This is a genomic window from Roseateles sp. P5_E4, assembly GCF_054049255.1.
Map to the genome: position 1 here is coordinate 184,453 of NZ_JBFUMS010000009.1, position 15,961 is coordinate 200,413.

Genomic DNA, 15,961 nt, shown 5'->3' on the forward strand with positions numbered 1-15,961 from the left:
ATCCCATGCTCAATCGACGCTCCCTGCTCGCTGGCACCTCGCTGGCCGCGGTGTCCACCGTGGCGCTCGCGGCCCTGCCAGAACCCGTCATCCAGACCTCGCCCGACACGCAAGCGCCGCTGGTTCCACGCAATGGCCGCCCCTACAACCCCGTCGTCACGCTGAACGGCTGGACGGCGCCATGGCGCATGAACGCCGGCGTCAAGGAATTCCATCTCGTCGCCGAACCCGTCGTGCGCGAGATGGCGCCGGGCTTCACCGCACGCCTGTGGGGCTACAACGGCCAGAGCCCCGGCCCGACCATCGAGGTCGTCGAGGGCGACCGCGTGCGCATCTACGTGACCAACCGCCTGCCCGAGGCCACCAGCATGCACTGGCACGGCCAGCGCCTGCCCAACGGCATGGACGGTGTCACGGGCCTCACGCAGCCTCCCATCCCACCCGGCAAGACCTGGGTCTACGAGTTCATCGCCCGCCGCCCCGGCACCTTCATGTACCACCCGCATGCCGACGAGATGGTGCAGATGGCCATGGGCATGATGGGCCTGTGGATCACGCATCCCAAGGCGAAGCACCCGCAGATCGACGACGTGGACCGCGACTACGCCTTCCTGCTCAATGCCTATGACATCGAGCCCGGCAGCGCCACGCCCAAGGTCATGACCATGCTGGACTTCAACCTGTGGAGCTGGAACAGCCGCATCTTTCCGGGTATCGCGCCGCTGGTAGCGCGCCAGGGCGACCGCGTGCGCATCCGCATCGGCAACTTGACGATGACCAACCATCCCATGCACATCCATGGCCATGAGTTCGAGGTCACCGGCACCGACGGCGGCCCGGTGCCACGCACGGCGCGCTGGCCCGAAGTGACAACCGACATCGCGGTCGGCCAGATGCGCCAGATCGAGTTCATCGCCGACGAGGAAGGCGACTGGGCCTTCCACTGCCACAAGGCTCACCACACGATGAACGCGATGGGACATGACGTGCCAACCATGCTGGGTGTGGATGCGAGCGACCTGGAGGCCAAGATCCGCAAGCTGGTGCCGGGCTATATGGCCATGGGCCACAGCGGCATGCACGAGATGACGGAGATGAGCATGCCGGGGCCGGAGAACACCGCGCCCATGATGGCCGGGGACGGGCCTTTCGGATCGATAGCGATGGGTGGCATGTTCAGCGTGCTCAAGGTCAGGCGCGGACTGAAGCGGGGCGACTACAGCGACCCGGGCTGGTTCCCGCACCCCGCCGGCACGCTGGCGCGCGAAGTGGGTGACGCGCCGCCAGCGGCCACGGCGCCCGGTGCGGCTCCCCAGGATGCCCAGGTGCAGGTGCGCAAGCCCGGAGGGCACCACCAACATTGACGGCGGGCCGCATTGGCGGGTTTTTACAAGCTCTCGGCGGGGCAGATCGAGACACTGACTCCATCGATCCACCCCACCCAGGAGCCTGTCATGAGCACCACCATCCGCCCCTTCCGCATCGACATCCCGCAAGCCCAGATCGACGACCTGAAGCAGCGCCTGCGCCAGACCCGCTGGCCCCAGACCACCGTTCAGGACTGGAGCCGCGGCCAGCCCACCGGCTTCGTTCGCGAACTCGCCGAGCAATGGCTGGACGGCTACGACTGGCGCCCGCACGAAGCCGAGCTGAACCGCCATCCGCAGTTCCTGACCGAGATCGACGGCCAGACCATCCACTTCCTGCATGTGCGCTCGCCCGAGCCGCATGCGCTGCCGCTGATCCTCACGCATGGCTGGCCCAGCACGGTGGCCGAGTTCCTCGATGTGATCGGCCCCTTGAGCAACCCACGCGCCCATGGGCTGGACCCGGCGATGGCCTTTCACCTCGTCATCCCGTCTCTGCCCGGCTTTGCCTTCTCGTCGCCGCTGGCCGACCCTGGCTGGGAGGCCGCGCACACTGCCGCCGCCTGGGACACGCTGATGAAGCGCCTGGGCTACGAGCGCTATGGTGCCCAGGGGGGCGACGGCGGCGCGCTCGTCGGCCGCGAGCTGGGCATCCTGAATCCGCGGGGCTTGGTGGGCGTGCACCTGCAGCAGATCTTCGCCTTCCCGAGCGGCGCGCCGGGCGAGATGGAGAAGCTGTCCCCGTTCGAGAGGGCCGGGTTCGCCAACCTCGAGCGCTTCCAGAAGTACAACGGCTATGCCGAGATCCAGTCCAAGCGGCCGGCCACGCTGGGCTTCGGCCTGGTGGATTCGCCGGTGGCGCAGCTGGCCTGGAATGCCGAACTCTTCTTCGGCTTCGAGGGCGAGGCCGCCCAGACCATGGACCGCGAGCGCTTCCTGACCCATGTCTCGCTGTACTGGTTCACCGCCACCGGCGGTCAGGCGGCGGAGTTCTATTTCGAGAACGCCCAGACCGGCGCCGGCTACCGTGAACTGCCCAATCCGGTGCCCACGGCCGTGGCCTCCTTCCCGAACGACTTCCGCTCGGTGCGTGCCTTTGCCGAGCGCTCGCACAGCAACATCGTGCAGTGGACCGAAATGCCGCATGGCGGGCATTTCGCGGCGACGGACGCGCCCGAGCTGCTGGTGCGGGACATGCGCCGCTTCTTCGCCCAGTTGCAGTAAGTCGTCGCTACCATGCGTGCATGCCTTCTCCTCGCATGCACGTGGCGTGACGGGCCACAACCCAGGCATCCAGCGTGAAACGCGCGCGGCCGATTCGCCATCGGCCGCGCGTTTCATCACGCACATCGACCGGGTGAGCTACACGGCAGCGACGCAGGATCTGGTACGGCCCGATGGCAGCTGGGACCTCGTCTTCCGGCAGACCCGGAGCGGCCTGATGGTGCTACAGACCGGCCAGACCGACCGCGTCGTGGAACTGGGCAGCGAGGCCGGTGACAGCTATCTCAGCATCGCTTTCCGACCCGAGATCTACATGCCCGCCCGACCAGGCCAGCGCATGATGAACCAGGGCCATGTGCATGGGTTCGCGGGGCGGCGTGACTTCCTGATCGGCGACGAGCGCCTGGAACTGCCCAGCTTCGAGAACGCCGAGCAGCTCGTCATGCAACTTGCGCGGCGCGGCCTCATCGAGGTGGACCTGCTGGTGCAGCGCGCTGCTGCCGGCGGCTGGGAGCGCGTGGACGACCGCAGCCTGCAGCGCCACAGCAGCCATGTGACCGGCATGAGCCCGAAGAAGCTGCAGCAGATCCTGCGGGCAGACGCCGCCGCAGGCCTGCTGCAACAAGGTCAGCGCCCCGCCGATGTGGCGGCCGAACTGGGCTACACCGACCAGGCCCATCTCACGCATTCGCTGCGCAGGATTCTGGGGCTCACACCGGGGCAGTTGCAGCCACGCGCACCCAACCTGCCCTGATTGACGCCCCGCACAAAGCAAAAAGGCCAGTCCTGGTGGACTGGCCTTGTGCTGGAGGAGAGGGGGGGATTCGAACCCCCGAGACGTTACCGTCCGCCTGATTTCGAGTCAGGTACATTCAACCACTCTGCCACCTCTCCGAATCTGGTGCGAGCTGAGCCCAGCATTATAGCCAGGCTTTTTGAGCTCAACCTCGCAACGTGTCAGCGCCGCCCAGATAGGGCCGCAGCGCCTCAGGCACCGTGATGCTGCCATCCGCGTTCTGGTAATTCTCGAGAACCGCAACCAACGTCCGGCCGACCGCCAGGCCTGAGCCATTGAGCGTGTGTACGAACTCGTTCTTGCCCTGCGCGTTCTTGAAGCGCGCCTGCATGCGGCGGGCCTGGAAGGCGCCCATGTTCGAGCAGGAGCTGATCTCGCGGAAGGTGTTCTGCGCCGGCAGCCAGACCTCGAGGTCATAGGTCTTGGTCGAGCCAAAGCCCATGTCGCCGCTGCACAGCAGCACCGTGCGGTAGGGCAGACCGAGCTTTTGCAGCACAGCTTCGGCGTGGCCAGTCATCTCTTCCAGCGCGGCCATGCTGTTTTCAGGCAGCTCGATGCGCACCATCTCGACCTTGTCGAATTGATGCTGGCGGATCAGGCCCCGCGTGTCGCGCCCGGCCGAGCCGGCTTCCGAGCGGAAACAGGGGCTGTGCGCCGTCAGCTTGACGGGCAGGTCCTCGGGCTTGAGCACGCTCTCGCGCACGGTGTTGGTCAGCGAGATTTCCGAGGTCGAGATCAGGTACTGCTCGACCTGTTCCTCATCGCCGCCACGCAGCACCCAGAACATGTCTTCCTTGAACTTGGGCAACTGGCCGGTGCCCTCCAGGATCTCGCGGTTGACGATGTAGGGCGTGTAGCACTCGGTGTAGCCGTGCTCGGTCGTCTGCACGTCGAGCATGAACTGGGCAAGCGCGCGGTGCAGGCGAGCGGCCGGGCCCTTCAGGAAGGCGAAGCGCGATCCGGAGAGCTTGGCGCCCATCTCGAAATCCAGGCCCAGCGGGGCACCCAGGTCGACGTGGTCCTTGACCTCGAAGTCGAATGTGCGGGGCGTACCCCAGCGGCGCACTTCGACATTGCCGGCTTCGTCCACGCCCGCAGGTACGCTGGCGTCGGGCAGATTGGGCACGCCCATCAGCATCTGGTTCAGCTCGACCTGGATGGCGTCCAGGCGTTCGGCGCCGGCTTTCAGCTCGTCGGCAATGCTGCCGACTTCTGCCATCAGCGCCGAGGCATCTTCGCCCTTGCCCTTGGCCATGCCGATCTGCTTGGACAGCGCATTGCGGCGGGCCTGCAGTTCCTCGGTGCGCACCTGCACCGAGCGGCGCTCGCCTTCGAGCGACTTGAAGCGCTCCACGTCGAGGAAGGTCTGGGGGGTCTTGCGCGCGTTCAGGCGCTCGATGACAGCATCGAGGTCCTTGCGCAGCTGGGTGATGTCGAGCATGGGAATACCTTCAGGATTCGAATAGACAAGCGGCGCCAATGTGAGGCGCCGCCGGAAGCTGGAAGCACCGGCGTCAAGATCGCGAGGAACTGACCTCGGCCATGGACTTGTCGCCCAGCCCCATCGGCAACGGGAAGCGAACATGCTCCTCCACGCCCGGCAGGCTACGCACCGTGGTGGCGCCCAGCGCGCGCAGGCGGTCGATGACGGCCTGCACCAGCACGTCGGGCGCCGAGGCACCGGCGGTCAGCCCCACGCGGGCGCGGCCATCCAGCCACTCGGCCTTCAGGTCTTCGGCGGAGTCGACCATATAGCCCGGCGTGCCCAGGCGTTCGGCCAGTTCGCGCAGACGGTTGCTGTTGGAACTGGTGGGGCTGCCAACAACGATGACGACGTCCACCTGGGGCGCCAGCACCTTGACGGCGTCCTGGCGGTTCTGCGTGGCATAGCAGATGTCCTGCTGCTTGGGTTCGCGCACCTGGGGGAAGACGCGCTTCACCTCGGCCAGGATCTCGGCCGCGTCGTCCACGCTCAACGTGGTCTGCGTGACGACGGCGAGCTTGCCCTGATCACGCACCTGCACCTTGGCCACATCCTCGACCTCTTCGACAAGGAAGATGCCTTCGGACAGCTGGCCCATCGTGCCCTCGACCTCGGGATGACCCTTGTGGCCGATCATGATGAATTCATAGCCTTCGCGGTGCAGCTTGGCCACCTCGACGTGGACCTTGGTCACCAGCGGGCAGGTCGCGTCGAACACCTGGAAGCCCCGTGCGGCGGCCTCGCGGCGCACCTCCTGGCTGACGCCATGGGCGCTGAACACCAGCGTCGCGCCGGGCGGCACCTCGGCCAGGTCCTCGATGAAGATGGCGCCGCGCGACTTCAGGTCGTTGACGACGTAGGTGTTGTGGACGATCTCGTGGCGCACGTAGATCGGCGAGCCGAACTTCAACAGCGCGCGCTCGACGATCTCGATGGCGCGGTCCACGCCGGCGCAAAAGCCGCGCGGTTCGGCCAGCACCACTTCCTGGGGATGCAAAACAGCGTTCATCAAAGCACCCCGATCACTTGGACTTCAAAGCTGACCGGCTGGCCAGCAAGCGGGTGGTTGAAGTCGAACAGCAGGGCTTCGTCGCCAAGTTCGCGAACGACGCCGGCATAGCCGCCCTGCCCGTCCGGGCCGGGGAATTGCACGACGTCACCGACGTTGTAGACCTCGTCCGGGTCGCCCAGCTGCCGCAGCAGTGACAGCTTCACGCGCTGCAACAGCTCGGGGTTGCGCTCGCCGAAGGCTTCGCCGGGCTTCAGCTCGAAGCGCTCATGCGCGCCCTCGGGCAGGCCGATGAGGCGCGCCTCGATGGCGGGCGACAGCTGGCCGGCACCGAGCGACAGCGTGGCGGGCTTGTCGTCAAAGGTGTTGACGATGTCGGCGCCGTCCGGGCCCGAGAGCCGGTAATGCAAGGTCAGGAAGGACCCGGCCTGGATGGGGTTCATGCGAGAAGGGAAAAGAAAAGGGAACGCTTGGCTAGACTGCGGCCGATTTTATGTCGTTGACCCATCTGCCCCCTGAAGCCCGCCCGCGCGAGAAATTGCTTGCCCGCGGCCCGCAGGCGTTGGCGGATGCCGAACTGCTCGCCCTGCTGCTGCGCACCGGCATCCAGGGCCTGCCCGTGCTGCAACTGGCACAGAGCCTGCTGGATCGATTTGGCGGCTGGGCGGGGCTGCTGGCGGCCAGCGTGCAGGACCTCGGCAAGATCAAGGGCCTGGGCCCCGCAAAGCGTGCCGAGATCGCCGCCGTGCTGGAGATTGCACGGCGCTCGCTGAGCCAGCAACTGACCGAGAAGCCAGCGCTGAACGACGTGGACACGGTCAAGACTTATCTGCGCCTGCATCTGGGCGCGCTGGGCCACGAAGTCTTCGCAGTGCTGTTCCTCGACGCGCAGTTGCGCCTGATCGCAATGGAGACGCTGTTCCAGGGCTCGCTGACCCACACGACAGTGCATCCGCGCGAGGTCGTCAAACGTGCTCTCGCCCTGGGCGCCGGCGCTGCCATCCTCGCCCACAACCACCCCAGCGGCGTGGCCGARCCCTCGCGCGCCGATGAACTGCTGACCAAGCATCTCAGCCAGGCGCTGGCCCTGGTGGATGTGCGTGTTGTCGACCATTTCGTCGTCGGTGCGAACGAGGTCGTGTCATTTGCCGAGCGGGGGCTGCTGTGACCGTCAAGACGGTGCGCAGCCTCGCCGACCTGAAACCGCTGGCCCGCGAGTTGGCCGCGGCAAGGCTGGCAGCCGAGCTCGAACGGGAGCGTGTCGCCGCGGCCGTGCGCCTGGCGGAGCAGGAAAGGCGGGTCTTCGAGCTGACCGTCGGCCCGGTGACACCGCTGCGCAGCATGGACCGCTTCATCCACGACCTCGATCAACCGCCACCCGAGCCGCGCCAGCGCGAAGCGGACGAGCGCGCGGTGCTGCTGCAGGCCCTGTCCGACGAGATCGACGTCGACACGCTGCTGGACACCGACGAGACATTGAGCTTTCGCCGCGAAGGCATCAGCCTCGAGGCGGTGCGCAAACTGCGCCGCGGCCACTGGGCGCTGCAGGCCCAGCTCGACCTGCACGGGCTGCGCCGTGATGCGGCCCGCGAGGCCTTGGGGCTGTTCATCCACGACAGCGCGCGGCGCGGCCTGCGCTGCGTGCGCGTCGTGCATGGCAAGGGGCATGGCTCACCGGGCCGCGAGCCCGTTCTCAAGGGCCGCGTGCGGCGCTGGCTGGTGCAGAAGAACGAGGTGCTGGCCTTCGTGCAGGCGCGCGCCAGTGACGGCGGGGCGGGGGCGCTGATCGTGCTGCTCAGCGGAACGGCCTGACGCGCCGCTGACGGTGAATAACACCGGGCTGTCACGTCGCGCGGCCGACACGAGGTGCAACGCCATTGACCGACGCCGTTAGCCCGGAGTAGTCTGGGCTCAAGCCGCCATCAGCGCGACATCCGGTTTCCCAGCCCCAACGAGGAGAGCCCATGTCCCTTACCTTTTCCGATCGTGCGCCCCAGCCCAAGAGCTATCTGGGCATCGGTCTGGTTGTCGCCCTGCATCTGGCCGGGATCTACGCGCTGAGCGCCGGGCTGATCAAGTCTCCGCCCAGGGTCAAGGAAGCCACCATCCTGTTGCCACCCATCCCGGACAAGCAGCCCGAAAGGGAACCTGTGCGAGAGATCAAGAAGGCCGAACAGCCCACGCTGATCAATGTTCCCAAGCCGGACGTGTTGCCTCCACCCACATGGACAGAGGAGACACCGCATGTCGTTGTCGTCGAACAGCGGACCGGAGAACCCACGGTTTCGGCGGGCGGCTCGACAGGCACCGGCACGCCGCCAGTAACGCCCCCTGTGGTGAAACAGGACGCGGGGCTCAGAGCGGCCGGCGCCGTCTGCTCGGTCATGCCGCGCCCCGAAGTCCCCGCCGTCAACTGGAGCGGTGAAGCCGTGCTGCAAGTGGTTGCCACGGTGCGCGGCGGCCGCGTGGTCGGCAGCGATTTCCGCGTGATGCAAGGCGCCCTGGACGGCAAGACCAAGCGCTCGCTGCAACGCTCGGTGGAATCCGCCCTCTCCGGCTACCAGTGCCAGGGCGATGCGACCTTCCAGCAGGATTTCGCTTTCAGGCTGGATTAAACGTTTCTCATCCAGTCGGCCGTGCCCGCAAAGGACTCGGCCAGCCGGGCCTGCAGGGCCGGGTCCACTCCGGTCTCCTGCATGGCCTGGCCCATGCAGGCCAGCCACTCATCACGCTCGGCAATGCCGATGCGAAACGGCATGTGCCGCGCCTTCAGCCGCGGGTGGCCGAAGCGGCTGATGTAGTGGTCCGGACCGCCGAGCCAGCCACACAGGAACCAGAACAGCTTGTCGCGCGCGCTGTCCAGCGAATCGCCATGCGCCGCGCGCAGCCGCGCGTAGGCCGGCTCCAGGTCCATCAGGTCGTAGAAGCGGTCGACGAGCTCGCGCACCCGCGCCTCGCCGCCTGCCCATTCGAAGGCAGTGGTGGGAGTCGATTCAGCCAAGGAGTTTGGAGGCGAGCGCCTTGATGGCCTGGGCCGCGTCGCAGCCGGGATAGTGCTCCAGCATCAGCTGGCGCTTGAGCACAGCTTGCTTGACGGCCACGTCGGCCTTGACCTCGCCGTAGAGCTCAAGCCGGAAGCTCTGACCCGGCGTCGGGCCGACAAAGCGCTGCAGCACCTGCTGCAGTTGTCCGCAGATCAGCTTGCCCTCGCCGACACGGTTGGCCTGGTTGACGAGCAGGCCCACGTGGCGGCGGTCCTGCTGGGTGGCCAGCACCTTGATGGTGGCGTAGGCATCGGTCAGCGACGTGGGCTCGGGCGTGGCCACGACGAGGACGTCGGTGGCCAGCGAGATCGCGAACAGCACGACGTCGGAGATGCCCGCGCCGGTGTCCAGCAGCACCCAGTCGAAGCGCGGCTTGACCAGGTCGATGATGTGCAACAGCTTGTCGCGCACTTCGGGAGTCAGGCGCGAATACTCGACCATGCCCGAGCCGGCCAGCAACACGGAGAAGCCGCCCGGCGCGGGCAGGATGGCCTGCTCCAGCGTGGCCTTTTCGGTGAAGACGTCGTGCAGCGTCAGTTTGGGGTGCAGGTTCAGCACCACGTCGAGATTGGCCAGGCCCAGGTCGGCATCCAGCACCAGCACCTTCTGGCCGCGCGCGGCCAGGGCTGCAGCGAGATTGGCGGTGACGAAGGTCTTGCCGACGCCGCCCTTGCCGCTGGTGACGGCGAGGGTGCGCGCACCGCCGCGCGCCGGGCGCGGCGGCTGAGCAGGAGATGCGGCGGGAGCAGCAGGATCAGAGGTCGTGCTCATGCGGTGTCCTGTTGCGTTTCGAGATTCAGGGAGGCGAACAACATGCCCTTTTCTTCGGCGCTGACCAGGGAGTCGATCTGAGGTTCAAGGCAGGCGCGGTTGCGGCCCTCGGCCTTGGCGCGGTAGAGCTGGCGGTCGGCCCGCTCCGTCCAAAGCAACGGTGATGAGCGCACCCACTGTGGCGCGAAGGCGCCGCCCAGGCTGACGGTGACGCTGAGCATCTGGCCCGGGCCGACCTCGATGGCGAGCTCGGACACGCGCTCGCGCACGCGCTCAGCCACGGCCAAGCCCACATGCGAGGCGCAGTTGGGCAGGATGATGGCGAACTCCTCGCCGCCCACGCGGGCGACGAGATCCATGGGCCTCACGGTCTGCTCGACGGCGCAGGCCACGGCACGGATGACCTGGTCGCCGGCGCCATGGCCGTGGGTGTCGTTGACAGCCTTGAAGTGGTCGATGTCCAGCATCAGCAGCAGGGCCCCCTCACCCGAGCGCGCGACGCGGTCGACCTCGCGGGCCAGCGCCATCTCGAAGCTGCGGCGGTTGACGAGGCCGGTCAGCGCATCCCGGCTGGAGAGGTCGCACAGCGCATCCAGCACGGCCTGCAACCAGGCAGCACTCATCGGCGCCTCGTCTGGAAGCAATGCGCCGGCCTGCTGCAGCAATTGCAGGGCCTGATCCAGAACGAGCGCTTCGGCGTCGATCAGGTGGGTGGCGGGCAGGCGTTGTTCCAAAGGGTTGTGGCTGTGGGGGCGGATGGGTGGATTGTGGTTTCGGGGCAGTCTAGCAGCGGCGTCTGCGCGCCCAGGTCGTGAAACAGGCACGTTCCTGGAGGCTGTTTGCACTATGCTGGACCGGCCCAGGGGCCTTAAAAAGGCCCTGCGGTGCAGAATCGGCGCGCCACGCCAGAACTGCTGCGAGCACCAACAAATCTGAATTTCGACATGCCCGCACCCGACCTCGCCTCCGGCACGGACTCCCTCGACCACGAATTCAGCTTCAGCAAGGCCGACTTCGACCGTGTGCGTGAACTGATCTACAAGCACGCCGGCATCAGCCTGCATGACGGCAAACATGCGATGGTCTACAGCCGGCTGTCTCGGCGCCTGCGCGAGACCGGGCACAAGAGCTTTGGGAGCTATCTGCAGTGGCTGGAGGCCTCGACTGGCCCGTCCGGCGCCGCGGAATGGCAGGAGTTCGTCAACTGCCTGACGACCAACCTGACCTCCTTCTTCCGCGAGGAGCATCACTTCCACGCGCTGAAGGACGACCTCAAGCCTTTTGCAAATGGTTCGGCCGGCAAGCAGGTGCGCATCTGGTGCTGCGCCGCTTCCACCGGTGAAGAGCCCTATTCCATCCTGATGACCTGCAGCGAGGCCCTGGGGCCCAGCGCCTCGGTGCAGCTCGTGTCCAGCGATATCGACACCAACGTGCTGGCCACGGCCAAGCGCGGCGTCTACAACGCCGACGCTCGCGGCCTTGACGCGACGCGGCTGAAGACCTTTTTCATGCGCGGCACCGGCGCCAACTCCGGCAAGATCCGCGTCAAGCCTGAACTGCAGCGCTGGGTCGAGTTCCGCTCGCTGAATCTGATGGACGCGCAGTGGCAGCTGGGCGACCCCTTTCACATGGTGTTCTGCCGCAACGTGATGATCTATTTCGATGCGCCCACCCAGCGCAAGGTGCTGGAGCGCATCCACCGCGTCATGCGGCCGGGAGGGCTGCTTTTCGTCGGGCATTCGGAGAACTTCACCGAAGCCCGCGACTTGTTCAAGCTGCGCGGCAAAACCATTTACGAACGGGTCTGACCATGAGCACCCCATTCGCCTCGCCACCCACGGTCGGCCTCGGCAACCCGGTCGCGGTGGCCAAGGTCAACCACCTCAAGGCCCAGCCGCGCAAGCAGGGTGAAGCCTCGTTCTTCTTCTACGACGCGCATTTCAAGAACGCGGCCGTCAAGATCCTGCCGGGCGAGTACTTCGTCGACCAGGAAGACCTGCTCGTCATGACGACGCTGGGCTCCTGCATCGCCGCCTGCCTGTGGGACCGCGTCGCCAAGGTTGGCGGCATGAACCACTTCATGCTGCCCGAGGGCAATGGCGACTCAGGCCGCTACGGCTCGTTCGCCATGGAACTGCTCATCAACGAGATGATGAAGCGCGGTGCCAGCAAGGCACGCATGGAAGCAAAGATCTTCGGCGGCGGTGCCGTCATCTCGGGCATGAACTCGCTCAACGTCGGCGAGCGCAACACCAACTTCGTCATCGACTTCCTGAAGCTCGAGCGCATCCCCATCGTGTCCAAGGACGTGATGGACGTCTACCCCCGCAAGGTCTGCTTCCTGCCGGCCAGTGGCAAGGCGATGGTGAAGCGCCTGGCACCGACGAATAACGACGCGCTGATCCAGCAGGACAGGGCAGCCATTCAAAAGGTGCAGCCGGTCGCCAGCAGCGGCGGCTCCATCGATTTGTTCTAGGAGGCCACCGATGGCCAAGACCAAAGTCGTGGTGGTGGACGACTCAGCGCTGGTGCGCTCCATCCTCACCGAGATCATCAACCGGCAGTCCGACATGGAATGCATCGGCGCGGCCGCCGACCCGCTGGTCGCGCGCGAGATGATCCGCAACCTCAACCCCGACGTCATCACGCTGGACGTCGAGATGCCGCGCATGGATGGCCTCGATTTCCTTTCGCGGCTGATGCGGCTGCGGCCGATGCCAGTGGTGATGGTGTCCACGCTGACTGAGCGCGGTGCCGAGGTCACGCTGAAGGCGCTGGAACTGGGCGCCATCGACTTCGTCGCCAAACCCAAGATCGGCGTGGCCGACGGCATCCGCCAACTGGCCCAGGACATCACGGACAAAATCCGCATCGCCTCCAAGGCCCACATCCGCCGCGCGCCACCGCCGCCCGCACCGGGTGCAGCCGCGCCGGCCCCGGTCAAGGCCGTCACGATGGCCAGCCTCGGCAGGGCCTCGACCGAAAAGATCATCTTCATCGGCGCCTCCACCGGGGGCACCGAAGCCACCAAGGACGTGTTGATCAACCTGCCGGCCGACAGCCCGGCCGTTGTCATCACCCAGCACATGCCGCCCGGCTTCACCAAGAGCTATGCCGCGCGGCTGGACGGCCTGTGCAAGATCCGCGTCAAGGAAGCCCAGGACGGCGAGCGCATCCTGCCCGGCCACGGCTATATCGCGCCGGGCGGCATGCATCTGAGCGTGGAACGCAGCGGCGCGAACTACATCGCCCGCGTGCAGGACGGCGAACCCATCAACCGCCACAAGCCCTCGGTCGAGGCGCTGTTTCTGTCGGCTGCCAAGGTGGTCGGCCCGAACGCCATCGGCATCATGCTGACCGGCATGGGCGCGGATGGCGCCAGGGCCATGAAGGTCATGAAGGACGCTGGCGCCTACAACTACTGCCAGGACGAGGCCAGCTGCGTCGTCTTCGGCATGCCGCGCGAGGCCATCGCGGCCGGCGCGGCGGACGAGGTGCTGCCGCTGAACCAGATTGCGACCAAAGTGCTGGAGCGGCTGCGCGCCACTTCGGGCATCTCGCTCAACCGCGTCTGACGATTCATTTCAGGCGTTTTGCGGGCCGAGCGCCGGGCCGCTCCCTAGCCGGCCCGCCTTGGGCGACGTGCTTGTCGGTGAATCCGGCAAGCATCGCCGTCCCCTTGGGGGCTGAGGCCGGACACATTGCGCCCAGTGGGCGCGATGTGCCTGCCGAAGCGCTGCGGCCACTGGCCGCAGCGCGGTCCCGGCCAAGGTAATCCTTGGACGAGGGGCTTCAACGTTTACCAGCACTGGCGGGCGCATCGGCCTTGGCCAGCAGCATCGGACGGTGACGCGCGACGACCACAGGATCGGCCGGGAAGACCGGCTTGAAACCGTCCAGCGACTTCGGGGCGGTCGGCACCCAGGCCGTCTGCACGGGCCGTTCGGCCTTGCCGGTCACGACGACGCGGTTGGAGCGCTCCGCGGCCGCTTCCTTCAATTCGGCATTCGAATCCGTGAACGCCCGGGCGCCGGTCGTGGCGAGCACGAGGACAGCGGCAAATGAGGCAAAAGCAATCCAGCGGGGCAGAGTGATCATGGCGGGTCTCCTTCAAGTGCTGGTTATGCTATGCATCCAGAGCCTCGCCACGAAGCGCTTATTTCTTCACTGATTGGTTGGATTGGCTTACCAGATGGCCTCACTCGACCGTTTTCCCCTTCATTACCTGGCTGCCTTTCGTGCCGCGGCCCAGACCGAGAACCTGCGCGCCGCGGCCGAGAGCCTGCACCTGACGCACAGCGCGGTCAGCCAGCAGATCCGCGGCCTGGAGGCCCAGCTCGGCTTTGAGCTGTTCACTCGCCAGGGCCGGCGGCTGACGCTGAACCCGGCTGGGCAGGCGCTGCAGCGCGGCGTGACACAGGTGTTCGCTGCCTTGCAGGCGGGCCTGCTGGCGGCGGCGCAAGCGCATGGGAGCGCCGCGCAGACGCTGCGAGTGACCGCCCTGCCCTCGTTCGCCCAGCGTTGGCTGCTGCCCCGCCTGCCGCGCTGGCAAGCCCTGCAGCCCTGCATCACGCTGGACCTGCATTCATCCCAGCAGGTGGTGGACCTGGAACGCGAGGGATTTCACATCGGCCTGCGCATCGGCCGTGGCGGCTGGCCCGGGCTGATCTGCGAGCCACTCTTTCACTCGCCGCACATCGTCGTTGCCGCGCCGCTGCTCGCGCAGCGCCTGGTGGATGCAACGCCGGAACTCTTGACGCAGCAGCCGCTGATGGGCGACGCGGACCTGTGGCGCCAATGGTTTGCCGAGGTCGGCCACTCCGGCACGGTGCCAACGCCTGTGGCCACCTTCAACGACGCCGCGATGTTGGGACAGGCGGCTGAGCAAGGCATGGGCGTGGCCCTGACCCGCGAACTGTTCGCCGCCGACGCGCTGCTGGACGGGCGGCTCGTGCGGCTGTCGACTCACGCCGTCGACGATGACGCCACGCGTGACTACCAGGTCGTCTACCCCGAGGCCCTGCGCGACGACCCGGCCGTACGTATCTTCTGCGACTGGCTGCATGCCGAGGTCGCGGCGCTGCAGCAGCGACTCAAAGAAACAGCTGCTGCAGATCGCTGAGGAAGTCGAAGCCGCGCTCGGTCGGCTGGATACGAGCCGCATCACTGGTCAGCAAGCCACGGCCACGGGCCACCTCCAAGCCTTTCGCAATCGCYGACACAGGCAGCCCGGTGCGCTCGAGGAACTGCGTGAGCGTGACGCCTTCCTTGAGCCGCAGCGCGTTCAGCATGAATTCGAAGGGCAGGTCCTTGCGCGCCACCTCGTGCTCGTTGCTGACCTTGTTCGCCTGCGCCATGAAGGCCGCCGGCTCGCGCCAGCGCACCTGGCGCAGCACGCGGTTGGGGAAGCTCAGCTTGCTGTGGGCACCGGCACCGATGCCGAGGTAGTCACCGAACTGCCAATAGTTCAGGTTGTGCAGGCAGCGGTGGCCGTCGCGGGCATAGGCCGAGACCTCGTAACGCGACAGCCCCGTGGTGCCGGTACGCGCCGTGATCAGGTCCAGCATGTCGCTGGCCAAGTCAGGGTCGGGCAGGCCGGCCGGCGTGCGCGTCGCGAACACCGTGTTGGGTTCGATGGTCAGGTGGTAGATGGACAGGTGCGGTGGCTTGAAGCTCAGCGCAGCGTCCAGCTCACGCGACAGGTCGTCCAGCGACTGCCCGGGCAACGCATACATCAGGTCGAGGTTGAAGGTCTCGAACGCCGCAGCCGCCTCGGTGAGCGCCTCGCGTGCCTGGCTCGCGCTGTGCACGCGGCCGAGCGTCTTCAGCTGCGCGTCATCGAAGCTCTGTACGCCCACTGACAGGCGCGTGACGCCAGCCTGGCGAAAGCCCTTGAAGCGCTCGCGCTCGAAGGTGCCGGGGTTGGCCTCCAGCGTGATCTCGCAGCCCGGCTCCAGCGGCAGGCGTGCACGGATGTCCGAGATGAGCTGCGCGATCTGCTCGGGGTTGAACAGGCTGGGCGTGCCGCCGCCGATGAAGATGCTGATGACAGGCCGGCCCCAGATCAGCGGCAGCGCCGCTTCGAGGTCGGTGCGCAGCGCGGCGAGATAGGCCTCGGCCGTGTCGACCGCCAACGCGCCATCCTTGACCTCATGCGAGTTGAAGTCGCAGTAGGGGCATTTGCGCAAGCACCAGGGCAGATGAACGTAGAGGGCAAGCGGGGGCAGCGCGGGCAACTGCAGCGTACCCGGCCGCATCAGATGGACG

General features: G+C 66.8%; 18 protein-coding genes and 1 tRNA gene. 10 read left to right on the forward strand and 9 right to left on the reverse strand.

Features of this window, described 5'->3' with window-relative positions; all coding sequences use genetic code 11:
- Positions 1–5: 5 nt before the first annotated feature.
- The 3 genes from ACXJLH_RS18640 to ACXJLH_RS18650 all read left to right on the forward strand — a co-directional run bounded on the left by ACXJLH_RS18640 (position 6) and on the right by ACXJLH_RS18650 (position 3,345).
- Positions 6–1,364 carry a multicopper oxidase family protein gene (locus tag ACXJLH_RS18640; RefSeq protein ID WP_056195396.1) on the forward strand — a complete coding sequence of 453 codons (1,359 nt, stop codon included), beginning with the start codon at positions 6–8 and terminating at the stop codon, positions 1,362–1,364.
- Between the two features lie 90 nt (positions 1,365–1,454).
- Positions 1,455–2,591 carry an epoxide hydrolase family protein gene (locus tag ACXJLH_RS18645; protein ID WP_457445693.1) on the forward strand — a complete coding sequence of 379 codons (1,137 nt, stop codon included), beginning with the start codon at positions 1,455–1,457 and terminating at the stop codon, positions 2,589–2,591.
- A gap of 16 nt (positions 2,592–2,607) precedes the next feature.
- Positions 2,608–3,345 (forward strand): helix-turn-helix domain-containing protein, encoded by a 738-nt coding sequence (locus tag ACXJLH_RS18650; protein WP_457445694.1) that lies wholly within the window; start codon positions 2,608–2,610, stop codon positions 3,343–3,345.
- Between the two features lie 52 nt (positions 3,346–3,397).
- On the opposite strand, the gene ACXJLH_RS18655 is transcribed toward ACXJLH_RS18650, so the two are convergent.
- The 4 genes from ACXJLH_RS18655 to ACXJLH_RS18670 all read right to left on the reverse strand — a co-directional run bounded on the left by ACXJLH_RS18655 (position 3,398) and on the right by ACXJLH_RS18670 (position 6,322).
- Positions 3,398–3,485 (reverse strand) — tRNA-Ser (locus ACXJLH_RS18655).
- A 47-nt stretch (positions 3,486–3,532) separates the two neighbouring features.
- Positions 3,533–4,828: a serine--tRNA ligase gene (gene serS / locus ACXJLH_RS18660; protein ID WP_056195388.1), complete on the reverse strand. Its 1,296-nt coding sequence runs from the start codon at positions 4,826–4,828 to the stop codon at positions 3,533–3,535.
- A 73-nt stretch (positions 4,829–4,901) separates the two neighbouring features.
- On the reverse strand, positions 4,902–5,879 hold the full coding sequence (gene ispH / locus ACXJLH_RS18665; protein WP_457394007.1) for a 4-hydroxy-3-methylbut-2-enyl diphosphate reductase: 978 nt from the start codon (positions 5,877–5,879) through the stop codon (positions 4,902–4,904).
- The gene (locus ACXJLH_RS18670; protein ID WP_056195383.1) at positions 5,879–6,322 is read right to left on the reverse strand and encodes an FKBP-type peptidyl-prolyl cis-trans isomerase; all 444 of its coding nucleotides are present in this window, start codon (positions 6,320–6,322) and stop codon (positions 5,879–5,881) included. The genes ispH and ACXJLH_RS18670 overlap by 1 nt, the downstream gene beginning before the upstream one ends.
- Positions 6,323–6,372: 50 nt before the next feature.
- Between ACXJLH_RS18670 and radC the strand changes: the two genes are divergently transcribed.
- The 3 genes from radC (at position 6,373) to ACXJLH_RS18685 (ending at position 8,494) form a co-directional block, all read left to right on the forward strand.
- Positions 6,373–7,047, forward strand: coding sequence for a RadC family protein (radC, locus tag ACXJLH_RS18675; RefSeq protein WP_457445695.1), 675 nt, complete (start codon positions 6,373–6,375; stop codon positions 7,045–7,047).
- On the forward strand, positions 7,044–7,691 hold the full coding sequence (locus tag ACXJLH_RS18680) for a Smr/MutS family protein (protein WP_457445696.1): 648 nt from the start codon (positions 7,044–7,046) through the stop codon (positions 7,689–7,691). The genes radC and ACXJLH_RS18680 overlap by 4 nt, the downstream gene beginning before the upstream one ends.
- Positions 7,692–7,843: 152 nt before the next feature.
- Positions 7,844–8,494: a hypothetical protein gene (locus ACXJLH_RS18685; RefSeq protein WP_056195376.1), complete on the forward strand. Its 651-nt coding sequence runs from the start codon at positions 7,844–7,846 to the stop codon at positions 8,492–8,494.
- Here ACXJLH_RS18685 and ACXJLH_RS18690 read toward each other — a convergent pair.
- From ACXJLH_RS18690 to ACXJLH_RS18700, 3 genes are read right to left on the reverse strand one after another with little or no spacing between them, the layout of a single operon-like run.
- On the reverse strand, positions 8,491–8,880 hold the full coding sequence (locus tag ACXJLH_RS18690) for a group II truncated hemoglobin (protein WP_457394002.1): 390 nt from the start codon (positions 8,878–8,880) through the stop codon (positions 8,491–8,493). The genes ACXJLH_RS18685 and ACXJLH_RS18690 overlap by 4 nt on opposite strands.
- Entirely contained in the window at positions 8,873–9,694 is an 822-nt protein-coding gene (locus tag ACXJLH_RS18695; RefSeq protein ID WP_056195368.1) for a MinD/ParA family protein, read from the reverse strand. Before ACXJLH_RS18695 ends, ACXJLH_RS18690 begins: the two co-directional genes overlap by 8 nt.
- Positions 9,691–10,428, reverse strand: a complete 738-nt coding sequence (locus tag ACXJLH_RS18700) for a GGDEF domain-containing protein (RefSeq protein WP_056195365.1) — start codon at positions 10,426–10,428, stop codon at positions 9,691–9,693. The genes ACXJLH_RS18695 and ACXJLH_RS18700 overlap by 4 nt, the downstream gene beginning before the upstream one ends.
- Positions 10,429–10,638: 210 nt before the next feature.
- Here ACXJLH_RS18700 and ACXJLH_RS18705 point away from each other — a divergent pair, with 210 nt between their 5' ends.
- Genes ACXJLH_RS18705 through ACXJLH_RS18715 form a run of 3 tightly spaced genes read left to right on the forward strand, consistent with a single transcriptional unit; the run spans position 10,639 to position 13,269 of the window.
- A complete protein-coding gene (locus ACXJLH_RS18705; RefSeq protein WP_457445697.1) occupies positions 10,639–11,502 on the forward strand; it encodes a CheR family methyltransferase in 864 nt (287 codons plus the stop codon).
- A 2-nt stretch (positions 11,503–11,504) separates the two neighbouring features.
- Positions 11,505–12,170: a chemoreceptor glutamine deamidase CheD gene (cheD, locus tag ACXJLH_RS18710; RefSeq protein ID WP_056195359.1), complete on the forward strand. Its 666-nt coding sequence runs from the start codon at positions 11,505–11,507 to the stop codon at positions 12,168–12,170.
- 10 nt (positions 12,171–12,180) lie between these two features.
- Positions 12,181–13,269 (forward strand): protein-glutamate methylesterase/protein-glutamine glutaminase, encoded by a 1,089-nt coding sequence (locus ACXJLH_RS18715; protein WP_056195356.1) that lies wholly within the window; start codon positions 12,181–12,183, stop codon positions 13,267–13,269.
- Positions 13,270–13,486: 217 nt separating this feature from the next.
- Here ACXJLH_RS18715 and ACXJLH_RS18720 read toward each other — a convergent pair whose 3' ends face one another.
- Entirely contained in the window at positions 13,487–13,792 is a 306-nt protein-coding gene (locus ACXJLH_RS18720; protein WP_457445698.1) for a hypothetical protein, read from the reverse strand.
- A 94-nt stretch (positions 13,793–13,886) separates the two neighbouring features.
- Here ACXJLH_RS18720 and ACXJLH_RS18725 point away from each other — a divergent pair, with 94 nt between their 5' ends.
- On the forward strand, positions 13,887–14,816 hold the full coding sequence (locus tag ACXJLH_RS18725; protein WP_056195351.1) for a LysR substrate-binding domain-containing protein: 930 nt from the start codon (positions 13,887–13,889) through the stop codon (positions 14,814–14,816).
- Here the strand turns inward: ACXJLH_RS18725 and hemW are convergent.
- On the reverse strand, positions 14,788–15,951 hold the full coding sequence (gene hemW, locus ACXJLH_RS18730; protein WP_457445783.1) for a radical SAM family heme chaperone HemW: 1,164 nt from the start codon (positions 15,949–15,951) through the stop codon (positions 14,788–14,790). The two genes, ACXJLH_RS18725 and hemW, sit on opposite strands and share 29 nt — an antisense overlap.
- Between the last annotated feature and the right edge of the window lie 10 nt (positions 15,952–15,961).